We start from the raw sequence: 17,314 nt of genomic DNA on the forward strand, positions 1-17,314 counted from the left end.
CACCATAAACATACACTACCTTGGCTATCAAGAATCAAACCGAAAGGAAAAGTTTCTCCTCCATTAAGGTGGTCAAAAGCTATCCGGATTTTCTAGATATTCAGTTGCAGTCTTTCAAAGACTTTTTCCAATTGGATACTCCTGCAGAAAAGCGCCGGGCAGACGGTTTATTTAAAGTATTCGCAGAAAACTTCCCTATCAGTGATTCCAGAGAAAATTTTACTCTCGAATTCATTGATTACGCAGTAGACCCACCGAAATATTCTGTGAGCGAATGCATTGACCGTGGCTTGACCTACTCTGTACCGTTGAAAGCAAAGTTGAGATTACTTTGTCACGACGAGGATAATGAAGATTTCGAAACGATTGAGCAAGAAGTATTCTTAGGTAATCTTCCGTATATGACCGAGAAAGGGTCATTTGTAATTAATGGTGCTGAGCGAGTTATTGTTTCACAACTTCACCGTTCTCCAGGTGTATTCTTTGCGCAAAGCAAGCATACAAATGGTACGAAACTTTACTCTGCCAGAATTATCCCTTTCAAAGGATCTTGGATTGAATTTGCGACTGACATTAATAATGTCATGTATGCATACATCGATCGTAAGAAGAAGTTTCCTGTTACAACTTTGCTAAGATCAATTGGCTATGGCTCTGATAAAGATATTCTTGATCTGTTCGGACTATCTGAAGAAGTCAATGCTACGAAAACAGCAATGAAAAAAGTAGCTGGCCGTAAGCTAGCTGCAAGGGTTCTAAGAACTTGGGTAGAAGATTTCGTTGATGAAGATACTGGTGAAGTAGTTTCTATCGATAGAAATGAGGTATTGCTTGAGCGTGATACTGTACTTACAGACGAAGACATTGAAATGATCTTGGATTCAGGCTCGAAGAGCATCATTCTCCATAGAGAAGATGTGAATGTGGCTGATTACTCTATCATCTATAATACATTACAAAAAGATAGCTCTAACTCTGAAAAAGAGGCTGTGGAAGTTATCTACCGTCAGTTGAGAAATACTGAAGCACCTGATGAGTCTACTGCTCGTGAGGTGATTCATAGCTTGTTCTTCTCTGATAAGCGTTATGATCTAGGTGAAGTTGGTCGTTATAGAATCAACAAGAAACTAGGTCTTGACATCGATTCAGATAAAATCGTCCTTACGAAGGAAGATATTATCAACATCGTAAAATACCTAATTGGACTTATCAACTCTAAGGCAGTAGTCGATGATATTGACCACTTGAGCAATAGACGAGTAAGAACTGTAGGCGAGCAGCTTTACAGCCAATTCGGTGTAGGTTTGGCCAGAATGGCAAGAACGATCCGTGAACGAATGAACGTTCGTGACAATGAAGACTTCAAACCAGTCGATTTGATCAACGCGCGTACGCTTTCTTCTGTGATTAACTCCTTCTTTGGTACCAACCAACTTTCTCAGTTCATGGATCAAACCAATCCTTTGGCGGAGTTGACTCACAAGAGAAGACTTTCAGCTTTGGGTCCAGGGGGTCTATCTAGAGAAAGAGCAGGATTTGAAGTTCGAGATGTTCACTATACGCACTACGGTCGTTTGTGTACTATCGAAACTCCAGAAGGTCCAAACATTGGTTTGATTTCTTCTCTTTGTGTTCACGCAAAAGTGAACTCAATGGGCTTCCTTGAAACTCCTTATCGTAAGGTGAAGGACGGCAAAGCAAGCTTGAAAGCTGAGGATGTATTGTTCCTAACTGCTGAAGAAGAAGATGATCACAACATTGCACAGGCAAACGCTCCTTTGGACGAGACTGGCAAGTTTATCAATGAAAAAGTAAAAGCAAGATTTGAAGGTGACTTCCCAGTATTGGAGCCATCTGAAATTAGCTATATGGACGTTGCTCCTAACCAAATTGTATCTGTTGCGGCTTCTTTGATTCCATTCTTGGAGCATGATGATGCCAACCGTGCATTGATGGGATCAAACATGCAACGTCAGGCAGTTCCTTTGTTGAAAGCTGAAGCGCCTATCGTAGGTACTGGTTTGGAAGCAAAAGCTGCTGTAGATTCTAGATCTCTCATCATTGCCGAAGCAAGTGGTGTAGTAGATTATGTGGACGCTAAGAAAATTGTCATCAAATACGATCTGACTGATGATGAGCTTTTGGTGAATTTCACAGACGAATACAAGTCTTATGACTTGATCAAATTCAGAAGAACTAACCAGGATACCACGATCAACCTTACTCCTTTGGTGCTGAAAGGCCAGAAGGTGAAAAAAGGTCAGGTATTGGTAGAAGGTTACTCTACTAATAACGGTGAGCTTGCTCTTGGTAAAAACTTGAAAGTGGCTTACATGCCATGGCAAGGATACAACTTTGAGGATGCGATCGTAATCTCGGAGAGAGTAGTTAGAGAAGATATCTTTACTTCGATCCACGTAGAAGAATTCCAACTGGAAGTTCGTGATACGAAAAGAGGTGAAGAAGAATTGACTTCTGAAATCCCTAACGTCTCTGAAGAAGCAGTTAAAAATCTTGATGAGCATGGTATCATTGCGATTGGAGCTGAGGTAAAAGAAGGCGATATCATCATCGGTAAGATCACTCCAAAAGGAGAAACTGATCCGACTCCAGAAGAAAAATTGCTTAGAGCAATCTTTGGTGATAAAGCTGGTGACGTAAAAGATGCTTCCTTGAAAGCTTCACCTTCCTTGAATGGTGTTGTGATCGAGACCAAGCTTTTCGCTAGACCTAAGAAAGATAAGGATGTCAGAGCTAAAGCTAAAGCTGAAGTTGAAAAACTGAAAGCTAGATACTCCAAAGATCTTTTGGCTATTAGAGCCCGAATGATCAATAAAATGGTGACTATCCTTGATGGTAAAACTTCACAAGGCGTTAAGCATAAGTTTGGTGATGAAATCATCACGAAAGGCCAGAAGTTTAATGCTAAAAACATTGAAAATAATCTTTTCCCTGCTAAGAATCCTTACAGAGATGAGAGCAATTACAATGTCCCGGAAGAGGCTAACCTTATTTCTGATATTGTTCTTGACGATTGGACAAACGATGCTCATGTGAATGAGTTGATCGTCCACTTGGTGAAAAACTTTATCAATTCAAGAAATGAGATTGCTGGTACCTTCAAAAGAGAAAGATTCACTCTTGAGGTAGGAGACGAACTTCCTGCTGGTATCGTTCAGCTTGCCAAAGTTTACATCGCTAAGAAGCGTAAGCTTAAAGTAGGTGATAAGATGGCAGGTCGTCACGGTAACAAAGGTATCGTAGCAAGAATCGTAAGAGACGAGGATATGCCATTCCTAGAGGATGGAACCCCAATGGATATCGTGTTGAATCCACTAGGTGTACCTTCTCGTATGAACATCGGACAGATCTTTGAAACTGTATTGGCTTGGGCCGGTCAGAAACTGGATAAGAAATATGCTACACCAATCTTTGATGGTGCTTCTATGGAAGAAGTATCTCACGAATTGGAATTGGCAGGTCTACCAGCTTATGGTCGTACTTACCTTTACGATGGTCTTTCAGGTGTGAAATTCGATCAGCCGATTACAGTAGGTATTGCATACATGCTGAAATTGGGTCACTTGGTAGATGATAAGATGCACGCACGTTCAATCGGACCATACTCGTTGATTACGCAGCAGCCATTGGGTGGTAAAGCACAGTTTGGTGGTCAGCGTTTCGGAGAGATGGAAGTTTGGGCACTAGAGGCATTCGGTGCATCACACGTACTTCAGGAAATCCTGACAGTGAAGTCTGATGACGTAATTGGTAGAGCAAAAGCTTACGAAGCGATTGTGAAAGGTGAAAACCTTCCTAAGCCTAATATTCCTGAATCATTCAACGTATTGGTTCATGAGTTGAGAGGTTTGGCTCTTGAAATTACCCTAGATTAATAAAGCGAATGGGCTCGCAAGAGCCCTTTACATATCTTTCAAAAAACTATGGCGTTCAGAAAAAATAAAAAACTTAACAATGATTTTTCCAGAGTCACCATCAGTTTGGCTTCCCCAGAATCTATTCTGGATAGCTCAAACGGTGAAGTGACCCAGCCAGAGACTATCAATTACAGAACATACAAGCCTGAAATGGGCGGTTTGTTCTGTGAGAGAATCTTTGGTCCTGTAAAGGATTGGGAGTGTCATTGTGGCAAGTACAAGCGCATCAGGTATAAAGGTATTATCTGTGATCGCTGCGGTGTAGAGGTTACAGAGAAGAAAGTGAGAAGAGAGAGAATGGGGCACATCGAGCTGGTAGTACCAGTTGCTCACATTTGGTATTTCAAATCTCTTCCTAATAAAATCGGTTATCTTCTTGGTCTTCCGACTAAGAAGCTTGATCAGATTGTTTATTACGAGCGTTACGCTGTTGTTCAGCCAGGTATCAAAGCAGAAGAGGGAGTTCAGTATCTAGACTTCCTGACTGAAGATGAATACTTGGATATCATGGACAAGCTTCCTAAGGAGAACCATATGCTTGACGATGAGGATCCTAACAAGTTCATCGCCAAAATGGGCGCTGAAGCGTTGGAGATGCTTTTGGCAAGAATTGATCTGGATGATCTTTCATACTCACTTCGTCACCAAGCTGCAACTGATACTTCTCAGCAGAGAAAAGCAGAAGCACTGAAGAGACTGAAAGTTGTTGAAGCATTCCGTGATGCTAGAACTAGAATCGAAAACCGCCCAGAGTGGATGGTAGTTCGTATGGTTCCAGTGATTCCACCGGAATTGCGTCCATTGGTTCCTTTAGATGGTGGTCGTTTTGCGACTTCCGATTTGAATGACCTTTACAGAAGAGTTATTATCAGAAACAACCGTCTTAAGAGATTGATCGATATCAAAGCTCCGGAGGTGATTTTGAGAAATGAAAAAAGAATGCTTCAGGAAGCTGTAGATTCTCTTTTCGATAACTCTAGAAAAGTAAATGCGGTAAGATCCGATGGAAACCGTGCTCTGAAATCCCTTTCTGATATGTTGAAAGGTAAGCAAGGTCGATTCCGTCAAAACTTGCTCGGTAAGCGTGTGGATTACTCCGGTCGTTCTGTGATCGTGGTAGGACCAGAGTTGAAGCTTCACGAGTGCGGTCTTCCTAAAAATATGGCTGCTGAACTTTTCAAGCCTTTTATCATCAGAAAACTGATCGAAAGAGGAATTGTAAAGACAGTAAAGTCAGCTAAGAAAATCGTGGATCGTAAAGATCCAGTGGTTTGGGATATTTTGGAAAATGTACTGAAAGGGCATCCTGTGCTTCTTAACCGTGCTCCTACACTTCATAGACTAGGTATCCAAGCTTTCCAACCAAAACTAATAGAAGGAAAAGCTATTCAGCTTCACCCATTGGTGTGTACTGCATTCAACGCCGATTTTGACGGTGACCAGATGGCGGTTCACGTTCCTCTAGGACATGAGGCAATTTTGGAAGCTTCTACTTTAATGCTTTCTTCGCACAATATACTTAACCCAGCGAATGGAGCTCCAATCACTGTACCGTCTCAGGATATGGTGTTGGGCCTTTACTACGTGACTAAGGGTAAGAAATCTACTCCTGATGAGGTTGTGGCTGGTGAAGGAATGACTTTCTACAGTGTTGAGGAAGTGATTATCGCCATGAATGAAGAGCAAATCTCCAAACATGCGAACATCAAATGTAAAGTACAACTAAGAACCGAAGATGGAGGTTATAAGGATGAAATCGTTGAGACCGTAGCTGGTCGATTGATTTTCAACCAGTTTGTGCCAAAAGAAGTAGGTTATGTAAATGAGCTTTTGACCAAGAAAAAACTTCAGCAGATTATTGCCAAAGTGGTTAAAGTATGTGGAATGGCACGTACAGCTCAATTCTTGGATGATATAAAAAACCTTGGATTCCAGATGGCCTACAAAGGCGGTCTATCTATGGGGCTGAATGATGTAATTATCCCAGAAGAAAAAGAGCCGATGATTACCAAGGCCAAAGAAGAAGTTGACCAAGTATGGAACAACTACCTAATGGGTCTAATCACGGACAACGAACGATACAATCAAGTAATTGATATCTGGACTCGTACCAACTCTCATTTGACTAATAATCTGATGAAGCAGATGGAAGAGGATAAGCAAGGATTCAATGCGATCTACATGATGATGCACTCAGGAGCTCGTGGTTCCAGAGAACAAATTCGTCAGTTGGGTGGTATGAGAGGTTTGATGGCTAAGCCACAGAAAAACCTTCAAGGTTCTGTAGGTGAGATCATCGAAAACCCGATTCTTTCTAACTTCAAAGAAGGTCTGGATGTATTGGAGTACTTTATCTCTACTCACGGTGCACGTAAAGGTCTAGCCGATACTGCATTGAAAACTGCCGATGCTGGTTACTTAACCAGACGTCTGGTAGATGTAGCTCAGGATATGATCGTCACTGAAGACGATTGTGGTAGCTTGAGAGGACTTATGGTACAGCCATTGAGAGATAATGACGATATCGTAGAGCCACTTTCTGAAAGAGTTCTTGGTAGAGTTTCCGTTCATGATATTTACCATCCAGAAACCGATGAGTTAATTATTGAATCTGGTGTAATGATTAGCGATGAGGTAGCTAGTTTGATCGATGAATCTGGTATAGACGAAGTTGAAATCAGATCTGTATTGACTTGTGAGACTCGTAGAGGTGTTTGTGGAAAATGTTACGGAAGAAATCTAACCTCATCTGGCCATATGGTACAGACAGGTGAATCTGTAGGTGTTATCGCTGCACAGTCTATCGGTGAGCCAGGTACGCAGCTTACATTGAGAACTTTCCACGTAGGTGGTACAGCATCCAACATGGCCGTAGAAGCCAGTGTTATCGCGAAGTTCGACGGTGTAGTGGAATTTGACGAGGAGTTAAGATTAATTGAGACTACAAATAAAGATGGCGAGCCGGTGACGGTTGTCATGGGTAGATCCGGTGAGATCAAGATCAATGACTCTAAGACAGGTAAGACTATAGTGTCTAATCATGCTCCATATGGCGCTATTGTAAATGTGAAAGATGGTGAAAAAGTTACTAAGGGTCAGACTCTTTGTAAGTGGGATCCATACAATGCAGTTATCCTTTCTGAATTTGATGGTAAGATTGAATTTGAAGCTATTGTAGAAGGTGTTACTTACAAGGAAGTGTCCGATGATCAGACAGGTTTCCGTGAGAAAGTAATCATCGATACAAAAGATAGAACTAAGAACCCTGCAATTATTGTAAACTACGGTGAAGAGTCTAAAGGATACAATATTCCAGTAGGTGCTCACTTGGCAATTGAGGCAGGTGATAAAGTAAGGTCTGGACAAATCTTGGTGAAAATCCCAAGATCTGTAGGTAAGACTAGAGATATTACCGGTGGTCTTCCACGAGTTACTGAGCTATTCGAAGCAAGAAACCCTTCCAATCCGGCTGTAGTTTCTGAAATCGATGGTGTAGTATCTTACGGTGGTATCAAGAGAGGTAACAGAGAAATCATCATTGAGTCGAAAGATGGCGTAATTAAGAAATACATGGTGTCTCTTTCTAAGCACATCCTGGTTCAGGAGAATGACTTTATCAGAGCTGGTGAGCCACTTTCTGATGGAGCAATCACTCCAAATGACATCTTGTCTATCAAAGGCCCAACTGCTGTTCAAGAGTACTTGGTAAATGAAATCCAGGAAGTATATCGTCTTCAAGGTGTAAAAATCAACGATAAGCACATCGAGGTGATCGTATCTCAAATGATGCAGAAAGTTGAGATCCTTGATGCAGGTGATACTGGATTCCTTCAGAACCAGGTAGTTGATAAGTGGGCATTTAGAGAAGAGAATGATAATATTCTTGACCGTAAAGTGGTCATGGATGCAGGTGATTCTTCTACGCTGAAGCCAGGTATGATTATCTCTGCAAGAAGATTGAGAGATGAGAACTCTAGCTTGAAGCGTAAGGATCTTAAGTTGGTACAGGTACGTGATGCTGAAACTGCGGTTTCTAAGCCTACACTACAAGGTATCACTGCGGCATCTTTGGGTACTGAATCATTTATTTCTGCAGCTTCCTTCCAGGAGACTACTAAGGTGCTTTCTGAGGCAGCGATTAGAGGTAAGAGAGATGAATTGAAAGGTCTGAAAGAAAACGTAATTGTTGGTCACTTGATTCCTGCCGGTACCGGTCAGCGAAGATTGCAACCGATGATTGTGGGTTCTCAAGAAGAATATGAGAAGCTTTCAGAAAACATGGAGCGAAATGCTAAACGATCTAGCGAAGCAATCCTGTAATATTCAAATAAATTAAATTAAAAGGCCTGTTTCACGACAGGCCTTTTTTCTTAAACTTAACCGCAGTGGACGCTGAGTTTTTCACAGAGTACACAATCAATATATTTTCGTAGAAACTAGATTTGACAACTCGATAAATAAGACTACTGAAGTCCTAATAGAAATGTAATCTTAATTAGAAGTAAAGAGACAAAAGCATTATAGGGTTAGGTCAACAATGGAATTGAGGCCACTTCGGTCTTCGGTCTTCGGTCTTCCAACAAGTAAATCAAAAGAAATAGGGCTTTTGGCATCAGTGCTTCTAATTACATAAAATATCAACCATGCAAGACGACAACGGACAAAAAAAAGGAGATCAGCAGATCAATGTAGAACTTTCAGAAGAAGTAGCTGAGGGGGTTTATTCTAATTTGGCGATGATTGCACATTCAAATTCTGAATTTGTGATCGATTTCATTCGCTTGATGCCAGGCGTACCAAAGGCAAAAGTAAAGTCAAGAATCATCGTCACTCCGGATCATGCCAAGCGATTGCTTTCAGCACTGAAAGATAACATTGAGAAGTATGAAGCAGCATTTGGGAAGATCAACCAATCGGGAGGAGCTCCGCAATTTCCGATTAGCTTTGGAAGCCCTGGAGAAGCCTAGTAAAAATATAACTGCTTAGCTTTGTTACTCTTATTACTTTGTTTACCTTTGCAGTCCAAAATTTAACAGTTTACGGGAAAACTAAATTTTATCAGTTAATGCCTACTATTCAACAGTTAGTACGAAAAGGTAGAGTAACACTGGAAACCAAATCAAAATCTAGAGCATTGGACGCATGTCCGCAGCGTAGAGGAGTTTGTACCAGAGTATACACTACAACCCCTAAGAAGCCAAACTCTGCAATGAGAAAAGTGGCGAGGGTGAGATTGACAAACGGAAAAGAAGTGAATGCTTACATTCCTGGAGAAGGTCACAATCTACAAGAGCACTCGATCGTCTTGATCAGAGGTGGTCGTGTGAAGGATCTACCGGGTGTGAGATATCACATCATCCGAGGTGCACTAGATACCGCAGGAGTTAAAGACCGCAAGCAAGGTCGCTCTAAGTATGGTGCTAAAAGACCGAAGGCAGGCAAAGGTGCTGCAGCTCCGGCAAAGAAAAAATAATAAAAACATTTAGAAAAAATGAGAAAAGCGAAACCAAAGAAGAGATATATTCTTCCTGATCCAAAGTTCAATGACACCCTAGTAACTAGGTTTGTGAACAATCTAATGGTCGATGGGAAGAAGAGTATTGCTTACAGAATTTTCTACGATGCAGTAGAAAAGGTAGAATCCAAAGTAGGTGAGAATGGTCTTGAAGTTTGGAAAAAAGCGCTAAACAATATTTCTCCATCCGTTGAGGTGAAGAGTCGTAGAGTTGGTGGTGCTACATTCCAGGTTCCAATGGAAGTCCGTCCTGACAGAAAGGTTGCATTGGGAATGAAATGGATGATCAGCTACGCCAGAAGAAGAGGTGAGAAGACAATGATGGACAGACTAGCTGGCGAAATTATCGCTGCTTCCAAAGGCGAAGGTGCCGGCGTGAAGAAGAAAGATGATACGCACAGAATGGCTGAAGCCAACAAAGCATTCTCCCACTTTAGATTCTAATCAATATGGCTAAAAGAGATTTAACACTTACCAGAAATATTGGTATTGCTGCGCACATTGATGCGGGCAAGACGACGACGACAGAACGAATTCTTTTTTATTCGGGCGTATCTCACAAAATAGGTGAGGTTCACGACGGTGCAGCCACCATGGACTGGATGGCTCAGGAGCAGGAGAGAGGTATTACTATTACTTCAGCTGCGACTACCGTTTTTTGGAATTACAGAGAGAAAAAATACCAGATCAACATCATCGATACTCCCGGTCACGTTGATTTTACTGTTGAAGTAAACAGATCACTTCGTGTTCTCGATGGATTGGTATTCCTTTTCAGTGCTGTAGATGGCGTAGAGCCACAGTCCGAGACTAACTGGAGACTTGCGGATAACTATAAAGTTGCCCGTATTGGATTCGTAAACAAAATGGACCGTGCCGGTGCAAACTTCCTTGAGGTTTGTAAGCAGGTGAAAGAAATGCTAGGCAGCTACGCTGTTCCTTTGCAGCTTCCAATCGGTGCAGAAGATAGATTCCGCGGTGTAGTTGATTTGATCAACAATCGAGCTATCGTATGGAATGAGGAAGATTTCGGAATGACTTTCGAAGAAGTTCCGATTCCTGAAGATATGCTAGAGGAAGTTGCTGAATACAGAGAATATCTTTTAGAAGCAGTTGCTGATTACGATGAGTCTTTAATGGAGAAATTCTTCGAAGATTCTGAATCAATCACTGAGGAAGAAATCCTTACTGCTTTGAGAAAAGCAGTTATTGATATGAAGATTGTACCAATGGTATGTGGTTCTTCTTTCAAAAATAAAGGTGTTCAGACTATGCTTGATCTTGTAATGGAACTGCTTCCTTCTCCAATGGACAAGGATGACATTATTGCACATGATCTAGATGATGAGGAGAAAGATGTCAGAATCTCTCCAGATGAAACTGAGCCATTTGCAGGACTTGCGTTCAAAATCGCTACAGATCCATTCGTAGGTCGTCTATGTTTCGTAAGAGCATATTCTGGAATCTTGAATTCTGGTTCTTATGTATTCAATAGCCGTTCTGGAAATAAAGAGCGTATCTCAAGAGTTTTCCAAATGCATGCTAACAAGCAAAACCAAATCGATGCCCTAAGAGCAGGTGATATTGGTGCAGTAGTAGGCTTTAAAGATATCAAAACTGGAGATACACTTTGCGACGAAAAGCGTAAAGTAGTTCTTGAATCAATGGTGTTCCCTGAGCCAGTTATCGGATACGCAATTGAGCCTAAGACTCAAGCGGATGTTGATAAATTGGGTATGGCTATCGCCAAATTGGTAGAAGAAGATCCTACACTTCAAGTAAATACTGATCATGAGACTGGTCAGACTATCTTGAGAGGAATGGGTGAGCTTCACCTAGATATCATTATTGACCGTCTGAAAAGAGAATTCAAGGTTGAAATCAACCAAGGTGCTCCTCAGGTTGCTTACAAGGAAGCTTTGTTTGGTTCTGTTGAACACAAAGAAGTATACAAGAAGCAGACAGGTGGTAAAGGTAAATTTGCGGATATCTCCTTTGAGCTTAGTCCTAGAGATCCAGATCCAGAAACTGGAGAGATCAAACCAGGACTTGACTTTGTAAACGCGATCGTAGGTGGTGTGATTCCTAAGGAATTTATCCCTTCTATACAGAAAGGTTTTGCTGAGTCCATGAAAAATGGTCCATTGGCAGGATACCCTATCGAGTCTATGAAAGTGAGATTGTTCCACGGATCATTCCACGATGTCGATTCAGATGCTCTTTCTTTCGAATTAGCAGCAAGACTTGGCTTCAAAGATGCAGCTAAAAGATGTAAGCCTCAATTACTTGAGCCAATCATGGCAGTAGATGTAGTTTCTCCTGATGAGTACACTGGTCCAATCACTGGTGACTTGAACAGAAGAAGAGGTTTGATGAAAGGAATGGATACCAAAGGTACTTCGTCCGTAATCAAAGCATCTGTACCATTGTCTGAGTTGTTCGGTTACATTACTGATCTAAGAACTATCACATCAGGTAGAGCTACAGCTTCATTGACATTCTCTCACTATGAGTCAGTGCCTAACAACATTGCCGAAGGTGTAATTGCTACAGTAAAAGGTCAGAAGGACTAAATAATATTTGCGATGAATCAGAAAATCAGAATAAAACTAAAATCATACGATCACAGCCTGGTGGATAAGTCATCAGAGAAGATTGTAAAGGCAGTGAAAGCCACTGGCGCAGTAGTAGTAGGTCCAATTCCATTGCCTACTAAAAAGGAGAAATTCACAGTTTTGAAATCTCCACACGTGTCTAAAAAAGCTAGAGATCAATACCAACTGTGTACTTACAAAAGGTTGGTAGATATCTACTCTAACTCTTCAAAAACTGTAGATGCTTTGATGAAAATCGAGCTTCCAAGTGGAGTAGATGTAGAGATCAAAGTTTGATCGGACTGGGTTAATATACTAAAGGCCTGCTTTTCGGAGCAGGTCTTTTTTGCTTCAGGAGGTTCTAGTTGTTATGCGAAGGCTATAAATGCCTGAGTCACAATTGAAAAATTTCATATTCATAGTAAAATATAGGATTTCGGATTTGTTACAGAATTTTATTTCAGTAACTTTGCAGTCCTTTAAAAGGAGCCCCGGCAGACAAATGCCTGTGGGTTATTATATTATCTTATAAAAGATGTCTGGTATAATAGGTAGAAAAGTAGGAATGACTAGCATTTTCAGTGCCGATGGACGTAACGTCGCATGCACGCTAATAGAAGCTGGTCCTTGTGTAGTGACGCAAGTAAAAAACGTTGAAACAGACGGGTACAACGCAGTGCAGTTGGCTTATGGTGAGCGTAAAGAGAAAAATACGCCAAAACCATTAATCGGTCATTTTAAAAAGGCTGGTACAACACCAAAGCACAAAGTTGTTGAGTTCAGAGAATTCCGGGTCGAGTTTGAAGGCCAGGTAAATCTAGGAGCTACTGTGAAGGCTGGTGAAGTATTTATCGAAGGTGACTTCGTAGATGCTATCGGAACTTCAAAAGGTAAAGGATTCCAGGGTGTAGTAAAACGTCATGGTTTTGCTGGTGTGGGTGGACAAACTCACGGTCAGCACAACAGAGGCAGACACCCAGGTTCAATTGGTGCATGTTCTTGGCCATCCAGAGTATTCAAAGGAATGAGAATGGCTGGTAGAACGGGCGGAGACAGAGTAAAGGTGGTCAACCTTAGAGTGTTGAAAATCTATGCTGACAAAAACCTACTATTGGTTTCTGGTTCTGTACCTGGTCCTAAAAATTCTTTCGTTATTCTAGAGAAGTAAGCCATGGAATTAGCAGTAATTAATCAAAAAGGAGAAGACACAGGTAGAAAAATCAGCTTGTCTGATGAGATCTTCGCAATCGAACCTAACGATCACGCGATCTACCTTGATGTAAAGCAGTACTTGGCTAACCAAAGACAAGGTACGCACAAGTCTAAAGAGAGAAATGAGATAGCTGGCTCTACTCGTAAGATCAAGAAGCAAAAGGGCACTGGTAGTGCACGTGCTGGATCTATCAAGTCGCCGCTATTCCGAGGAGGAGGAAGAGTATTTGGCCCACAGCCAAGAGACTATTCTTTCAAATTGAATAAAAAGGTAAAACAACTAGCCAGAAAATCTGCACTTACATATAAAGTGAAAGATAACAGCTTGTCAGTATTGGAAAGCATTTCATTTGACTCTCCCAAAACTAAGAGCTACATGGCATTGCTTAACGGTTTGTCTCTAGGAGATAAGAAGACGTTACTAGTCCTTCCTGAGGAAAATGCTAACGTGTTCCTTTCTAGCAGAAACTTGCCAAAGGCAAAAGTTGTGACTGTAAATGATGTAAATACTTACCAAGTTCTTAACGCTGATCACCTAGTGATCTGTGAAGGTTCTTTAAGTAAGTTGGAAACCATTTTATCGAAATAAGACAATGGATATTCTAAAGCAGCCTTTAATTACAGAAAAGATTTCTGCCATGAACGAAAGAGGCGTTTATGGATTCATCGTGGAAAAAACTGCGAAGAAACCGGAAATCAAACTTGCTGTAGAAAAAACGTTTGGTGTGAAAGTGGTTTCTATCAGAACCATCAGATATGCTGCAAAGCATAAATCTAGATACACTAAAGCTAAAGTGGTTTCAGGCTTTACCAATGCTTTCAAGAAAGCAATCGTGCAAGTAGCCGACGGTGAAGTGATTGATTTTTACGGAGAAATTTAATTGAATCTATATCATGGCAATTAAAAAGTTGAAGCCTGTAACTCCAGGGACAAGATTCAGAGTAGCTCCAGCGTTCGACGAGATTACAAAGTCGAAGCCGGAAAAATCTCTTCTTGCTCCTATCAAGAAGTCAGGTGGACGAAATAATGAAGGCAAAATGACTGTCCGCAATATCGGTGGAGGTCATAAGAGAAGACTACGTATTGTAGACTTCAAAAGAAATAAGTTCGGTGTACCAGCAGTAGTGAAAGCTATCGAGTATGATCCAAACAGAACGGCACGTCTCGCCCTACTATATTATGCAGATGGTGCTAAGGCCTACATTATCGCCCCGGAAGGTTTGTCAGTGGGACAAACAGTGATTTCCGGTGAGCAAGTTGCTCCAGAAGTGGGCAACGCGATGCCAGTGGTGAATATTCCAATGGGTACAATTGTACACTGTGTGGAATTGAAGCCAGGAAAAGGTGCCGCAATGGTAAGAAGTGCTGGAGGTTATGCACAGATCGTAGCCCGTGATGGGAAATACGTGACGGTGAAACTTCCATCTGGTGAGATGAGACTTGTACTAAATACGTGTATGGCAACTATTGGAACTGTTTCCAATGGAGACCACATGAACGTAGTATTGGGTAAAGCCGGTCGTAAGAGATGGCTCGGAGCTCGCCCTCGTGTAAGAGGTGTAGCAATGAACCCAGTAGATCACCCAATGGGTGGTGGTGAAGGTCGTTCTTCTGGAGGACACCCTAGATCTAGAAAAGGTCTATTGTCTAAAGGAAAGAAAACAAGATCTCCTAAGAAGTATTCAAACAAGTTCATCGTAAGCAAAAGATCTAAATAATTATGGCACGTTCATTAAAAAAAGGTCCTTATATCGAGCACCATCTTGTGAAGAAAGTGGATGCTCAGAACGAATCAGGAAAGAAATCGGTAATCAAGACTTGGTCAAGAAAATCAATGATTTCTCCGGATTTCGTAGGACATACCTTCGCTGTGCATAATGGGAATAAGTTCATTCCAGTATTTGTAACAGACAACATGGTAGGTCATAAGCTAGGTGAATTTGCTCCTACCAGAAATTTCAGAGGCCACATTGCCAAAAAAGATAAAGGAAAGAGATAATCATGGAAGCATTAGCAAAATTAAATAATGTCCCTACATCTCCGCGTAAGATGCGCCTTGTGGCTGACCTTGTCAGGGGCAAGAGAGTAGGATTAGCACTTAGCATATTGAAGTTCACTCCTAACCATGGAGCTGCTCGACTTGAGAAGTTGTTACTTTCCGCTATAGCCAACTGGCAGGCGAAAAACCCTGACGCTAAACTGGAGGAGGCTGACCTATTCATCAAAACCGTAATGGTAGATGAAGGTAGAATGCTTAAGAGATTAAGACCAGCTCCTCAAGGTAGAGGTCACAGAATCCGCAAGAGATCAAATCATGTAACGCTTATCGTTGATTCATTCGACGTTCAAGAAGTTACCGCTGATGTAGTAGAAACAAACGAAAAGGCAAATTAAGAACAGACTATGGGACAAAAGATCAACCCAATAGGATTTAGACTTGGTGTAGTCAAAGGCTGGGATTCCAACTGGTATGGTGGGAAAGACTTCGCTGAAAAACTATACGAAGATCAGAAAATCCGTAAGTACGTCCTTGCCAGAATTCCTAAGGGAGGTATTTCTAAAGTGATTATCGAGCGTACGCTTAAGAGAATCACTCTTACGATACATACTGCCCGTCCAGGTGTTGTAATTGGTAAAGGTGGAGCCGAAGTAGATAAGCTGAAAGAAGAACTTAAGAATATCACAAATAAGGATATTCAGATTAATATCTTCGAAATCAAGCGTCCTGAATTAGATGCGAAATTGGTAGGTGAATCGATCGCTCAGCAGCTTCAAGCAAGAATTTCTTTTAGAAGAGCTATGAAGCAAGCTATCGCAGCATCCATGAGAGTGGGAGCGGAAGGAATCAAAGTTAAACTTTCTGGACGTCTAGGCGGAGCTGAAATGGCCCGTTCTGAAATGTACAAAGAAGGAAGAATTCCTCTTCACACATTGAGAGCAGATATTGATTACGCACTTTCAGAAGCCCTTACGGTTTATGGATTGATCGGGATCAAAGTTTGGATCTTCAAAGGTGAAGTGTACGGTAAAAGAGATCTTTCTCCGAATCAAGGAGCTGCAAATGAGCCTAAAGGTGCTCGTAATGCCGGTCCTAAGAGAAATGATGGTCCAAGACGAAGAAAAAGAAATAACTAATTTTCACCCATAAGTGAGAACTCATGTTACAGCCAAAAAGAACTAAATATAGGAAAATGCAAAAGGGCCGTGTCAAAGGCATTGCACAAAGAGGGCATACGCTTTCTTTTGGCAACTTTGGCATCAAGTCCCTTGAGCCAGGATGGATCACATCCCGTCAGATCGAGGCAGCTCGTATCGCAATGACGAGAGCAATGAAAAGAGAAGGACAGGTTTGGATCAGAATTTTCCCTGACAAGCCTATCACTAAAAAGCCCGCAGAGGTTCGTATGGGTAAAGGTAAAGGTGCTCCAGAATATTGGGTGGCCGTTATTAAACCAGGAACGATCCTTTTCGAAGCTACTGGCGTGAGCCAGGAGACAGCTAAAGAGGCGTTGAGACTTGCACAGCAGAAGTTACCTGTAAGTACCAGATTTGTTGTTCGTAGAGATTACGCTGAATAAGAAAGCACTATGAAAAATACTGAAATCAATTCACTTTCAAACAGTGAAATCGCCGAGCGACTAGTCGCTGAGCAGGAGAATCTAACCAAACTTAGGTTTGCGCACTCGATATCTCCTATAGAGAATCCTAACAGAATCCGCGAGACCAAGCGCTTTATCGCAAGATTAAAGACTGCATTGGCTGCCAAATAACTAGCTAACAAAAAGAATATGGCTACGATAGAGAGAAATCTTCGAAAAGAAAGAATTGGTAAAGTGGTAAGCAACAAGATGGATAAATCCATCACTGTAGTAATTGAGCGTCGTGTAAAGCATGCCATCTACGGTAAGTTTGTTACCAAAACAACCAAATTTATGGCTCATGACGAGACAAATGATTGTAACCCAGGCGACTTGGTGAAAATCAGCGAAACTCGTCCGCTGAGTAAGAACAAGCGTTGGAGAGTAGTTGAAATTATTGAAAGGGCTAAGTAATT

Annotated in this window: 17 protein-coding genes; all 17 read left to right on the plus strand. The window is 41.5% G+C overall.

Annotated features, from left to right (window positions below):
- Nucleotides 1–20 precede the first annotated feature (20 nt).
- On the plus strand, nucleotides 21–3,896 hold the full coding sequence (gene rpoB, locus LV83_RS10220) for a DNA-directed RNA polymerase subunit beta (protein ID WP_111611444.1): 3,876 nt from the start codon (nucleotides 21–23) through the stop codon (nucleotides 3,894–3,896).
- A gap of 48 nt (nucleotides 3,897–3,944) precedes the next feature.
- Complete coding sequence (gene rpoC / locus LV83_RS10225) at nucleotides 3,945–8,258, plus strand: DNA-directed RNA polymerase subunit beta' (RefSeq protein WP_111611445.1); 4,314 nt, start codon at nucleotides 3,945–3,947, stop codon at nucleotides 8,256–8,258.
- Between the two features lie 323 nt (nucleotides 8,259–8,581).
- Nucleotides 8,582–8,905, plus strand: a complete 324-nt coding sequence (locus LV83_RS10230) for a DUF3467 domain-containing protein (protein WP_111611446.1) — start codon at nucleotides 8,582–8,584, stop codon at nucleotides 8,903–8,905.
- A 98-nt stretch (nucleotides 8,906–9,003) separates the two neighbouring features.
- Entirely contained in the window at nucleotides 9,004–9,411 is a 408-nt protein-coding gene (gene rpsL / locus LV83_RS10235; RefSeq protein ID WP_111611447.1) for a 30S ribosomal protein S12, read from the plus strand.
- An 18-nt stretch (nucleotides 9,412–9,429) separates the two neighbouring features.
- A complete protein-coding gene (rpsG, locus tag LV83_RS10240; protein ID WP_111611448.1) occupies nucleotides 9,430–9,897 on the plus strand; it encodes a 30S ribosomal protein S7 in 468 nt (155 codons plus the stop codon).
- A 5-nt stretch (nucleotides 9,898–9,902) separates the two neighbouring features.
- On the plus strand, nucleotides 9,903–12,026 hold the full coding sequence (gene fusA, locus LV83_RS10245; protein WP_111611449.1) for an elongation factor G: 2,124 nt from the start codon (nucleotides 9,903–9,905) through the stop codon (nucleotides 12,024–12,026).
- A 12-nt stretch (nucleotides 12,027–12,038) separates the two neighbouring features.
- Nucleotides 12,039–12,344, plus strand: coding sequence for a 30S ribosomal protein S10 (gene rpsJ, locus LV83_RS10250; protein ID WP_008203035.1), 306 nt, complete (start codon nucleotides 12,039–12,041; stop codon nucleotides 12,342–12,344).
- A 238-nt stretch (nucleotides 12,345–12,582) separates the two neighbouring features.
- Nucleotides 12,583–13,215 (plus strand): 50S ribosomal protein L3, encoded by a 633-nt coding sequence (gene rplC / locus LV83_RS10255; RefSeq protein ID WP_091692120.1) that lies wholly within the window; start codon nucleotides 12,583–12,585, stop codon nucleotides 13,213–13,215.
- Nucleotides 13,216–13,218: 3 nt separating this feature from the next.
- Nucleotides 13,219–13,848 carry a 50S ribosomal protein L4 gene (rplD, locus tag LV83_RS10260; RefSeq protein ID WP_111611450.1) on the plus strand — a complete coding sequence of 210 codons (630 nt, stop codon included), beginning with the start codon at nucleotides 13,219–13,221 and terminating at the stop codon, nucleotides 13,846–13,848.
- Between the two features lie 4 nt (nucleotides 13,849–13,852).
- The gene (gene rplW / locus LV83_RS10265) at nucleotides 13,853–14,140 is read left to right on the plus strand and encodes a 50S ribosomal protein L23 (protein ID WP_111611451.1); all 288 of its coding nucleotides are present in this window, start codon (nucleotides 13,853–13,855) and stop codon (nucleotides 14,138–14,140) included.
- 13 nt (nucleotides 14,141–14,153) lie between these two features.
- A complete protein-coding gene (gene rplB / locus LV83_RS10270) occupies nucleotides 14,154–14,978 on the plus strand; it encodes a 50S ribosomal protein L2 (RefSeq protein WP_111611452.1) in 825 nt (274 codons plus the stop codon).
- Nucleotides 14,979–14,980: 2 nt separating this feature from the next.
- On the plus strand, nucleotides 14,981–15,259 hold the full coding sequence (gene rpsS, locus LV83_RS10275; protein WP_057939455.1) for a 30S ribosomal protein S19: 279 nt from the start codon (nucleotides 14,981–14,983) through the stop codon (nucleotides 15,257–15,259).
- 2 nt (nucleotides 15,260–15,261) lie between these two features.
- Nucleotides 15,262–15,654 (plus strand): 50S ribosomal protein L22, encoded by a 393-nt coding sequence (gene rplV, locus LV83_RS10280; protein ID WP_111611453.1) that lies wholly within the window; start codon nucleotides 15,262–15,264, stop codon nucleotides 15,652–15,654.
- A 9-nt stretch (nucleotides 15,655–15,663) separates the two neighbouring features.
- A complete protein-coding gene (rpsC, locus tag LV83_RS10285) occupies nucleotides 15,664–16,395 on the plus strand; it encodes a 30S ribosomal protein S3 (protein ID WP_086500275.1) in 732 nt (243 codons plus the stop codon).
- Nucleotides 16,396–16,418: 23 nt separating this feature from the next.
- Nucleotides 16,419–16,838 carry a 50S ribosomal protein L16 gene (rplP, locus tag LV83_RS10290; protein WP_111611454.1) on the plus strand — a complete coding sequence of 140 codons (420 nt, stop codon included), beginning with the start codon at nucleotides 16,419–16,421 and terminating at the stop codon, nucleotides 16,836–16,838.
- Nucleotides 16,839–16,847: 9 nt separating this feature from the next.
- Complete coding sequence (rpmC, locus tag LV83_RS10295) at nucleotides 16,848–17,030, plus strand: 50S ribosomal protein L29 (protein WP_086500279.1); 183 nt, start codon at nucleotides 16,848–16,850, stop codon at nucleotides 17,028–17,030.
- Between the two features lie 18 nt (nucleotides 17,031–17,048).
- Entirely contained in the window at nucleotides 17,049–17,312 is a 264-nt protein-coding gene (gene rpsQ, locus LV83_RS10300) for a 30S ribosomal protein S17 (protein ID WP_111611455.1), read from the plus strand.
- Nucleotides 17,313–17,314 lie beyond the last annotated feature (2 nt).

The organism is Algoriphagus yeomjeoni (assembly GCF_003259505.1).
Classification (GTDB): Bacteria; Bacteroidota; Bacteroidia; order Cytophagales; family Cyclobacteriaceae; genus Algoriphagus; species Algoriphagus yeomjeoni.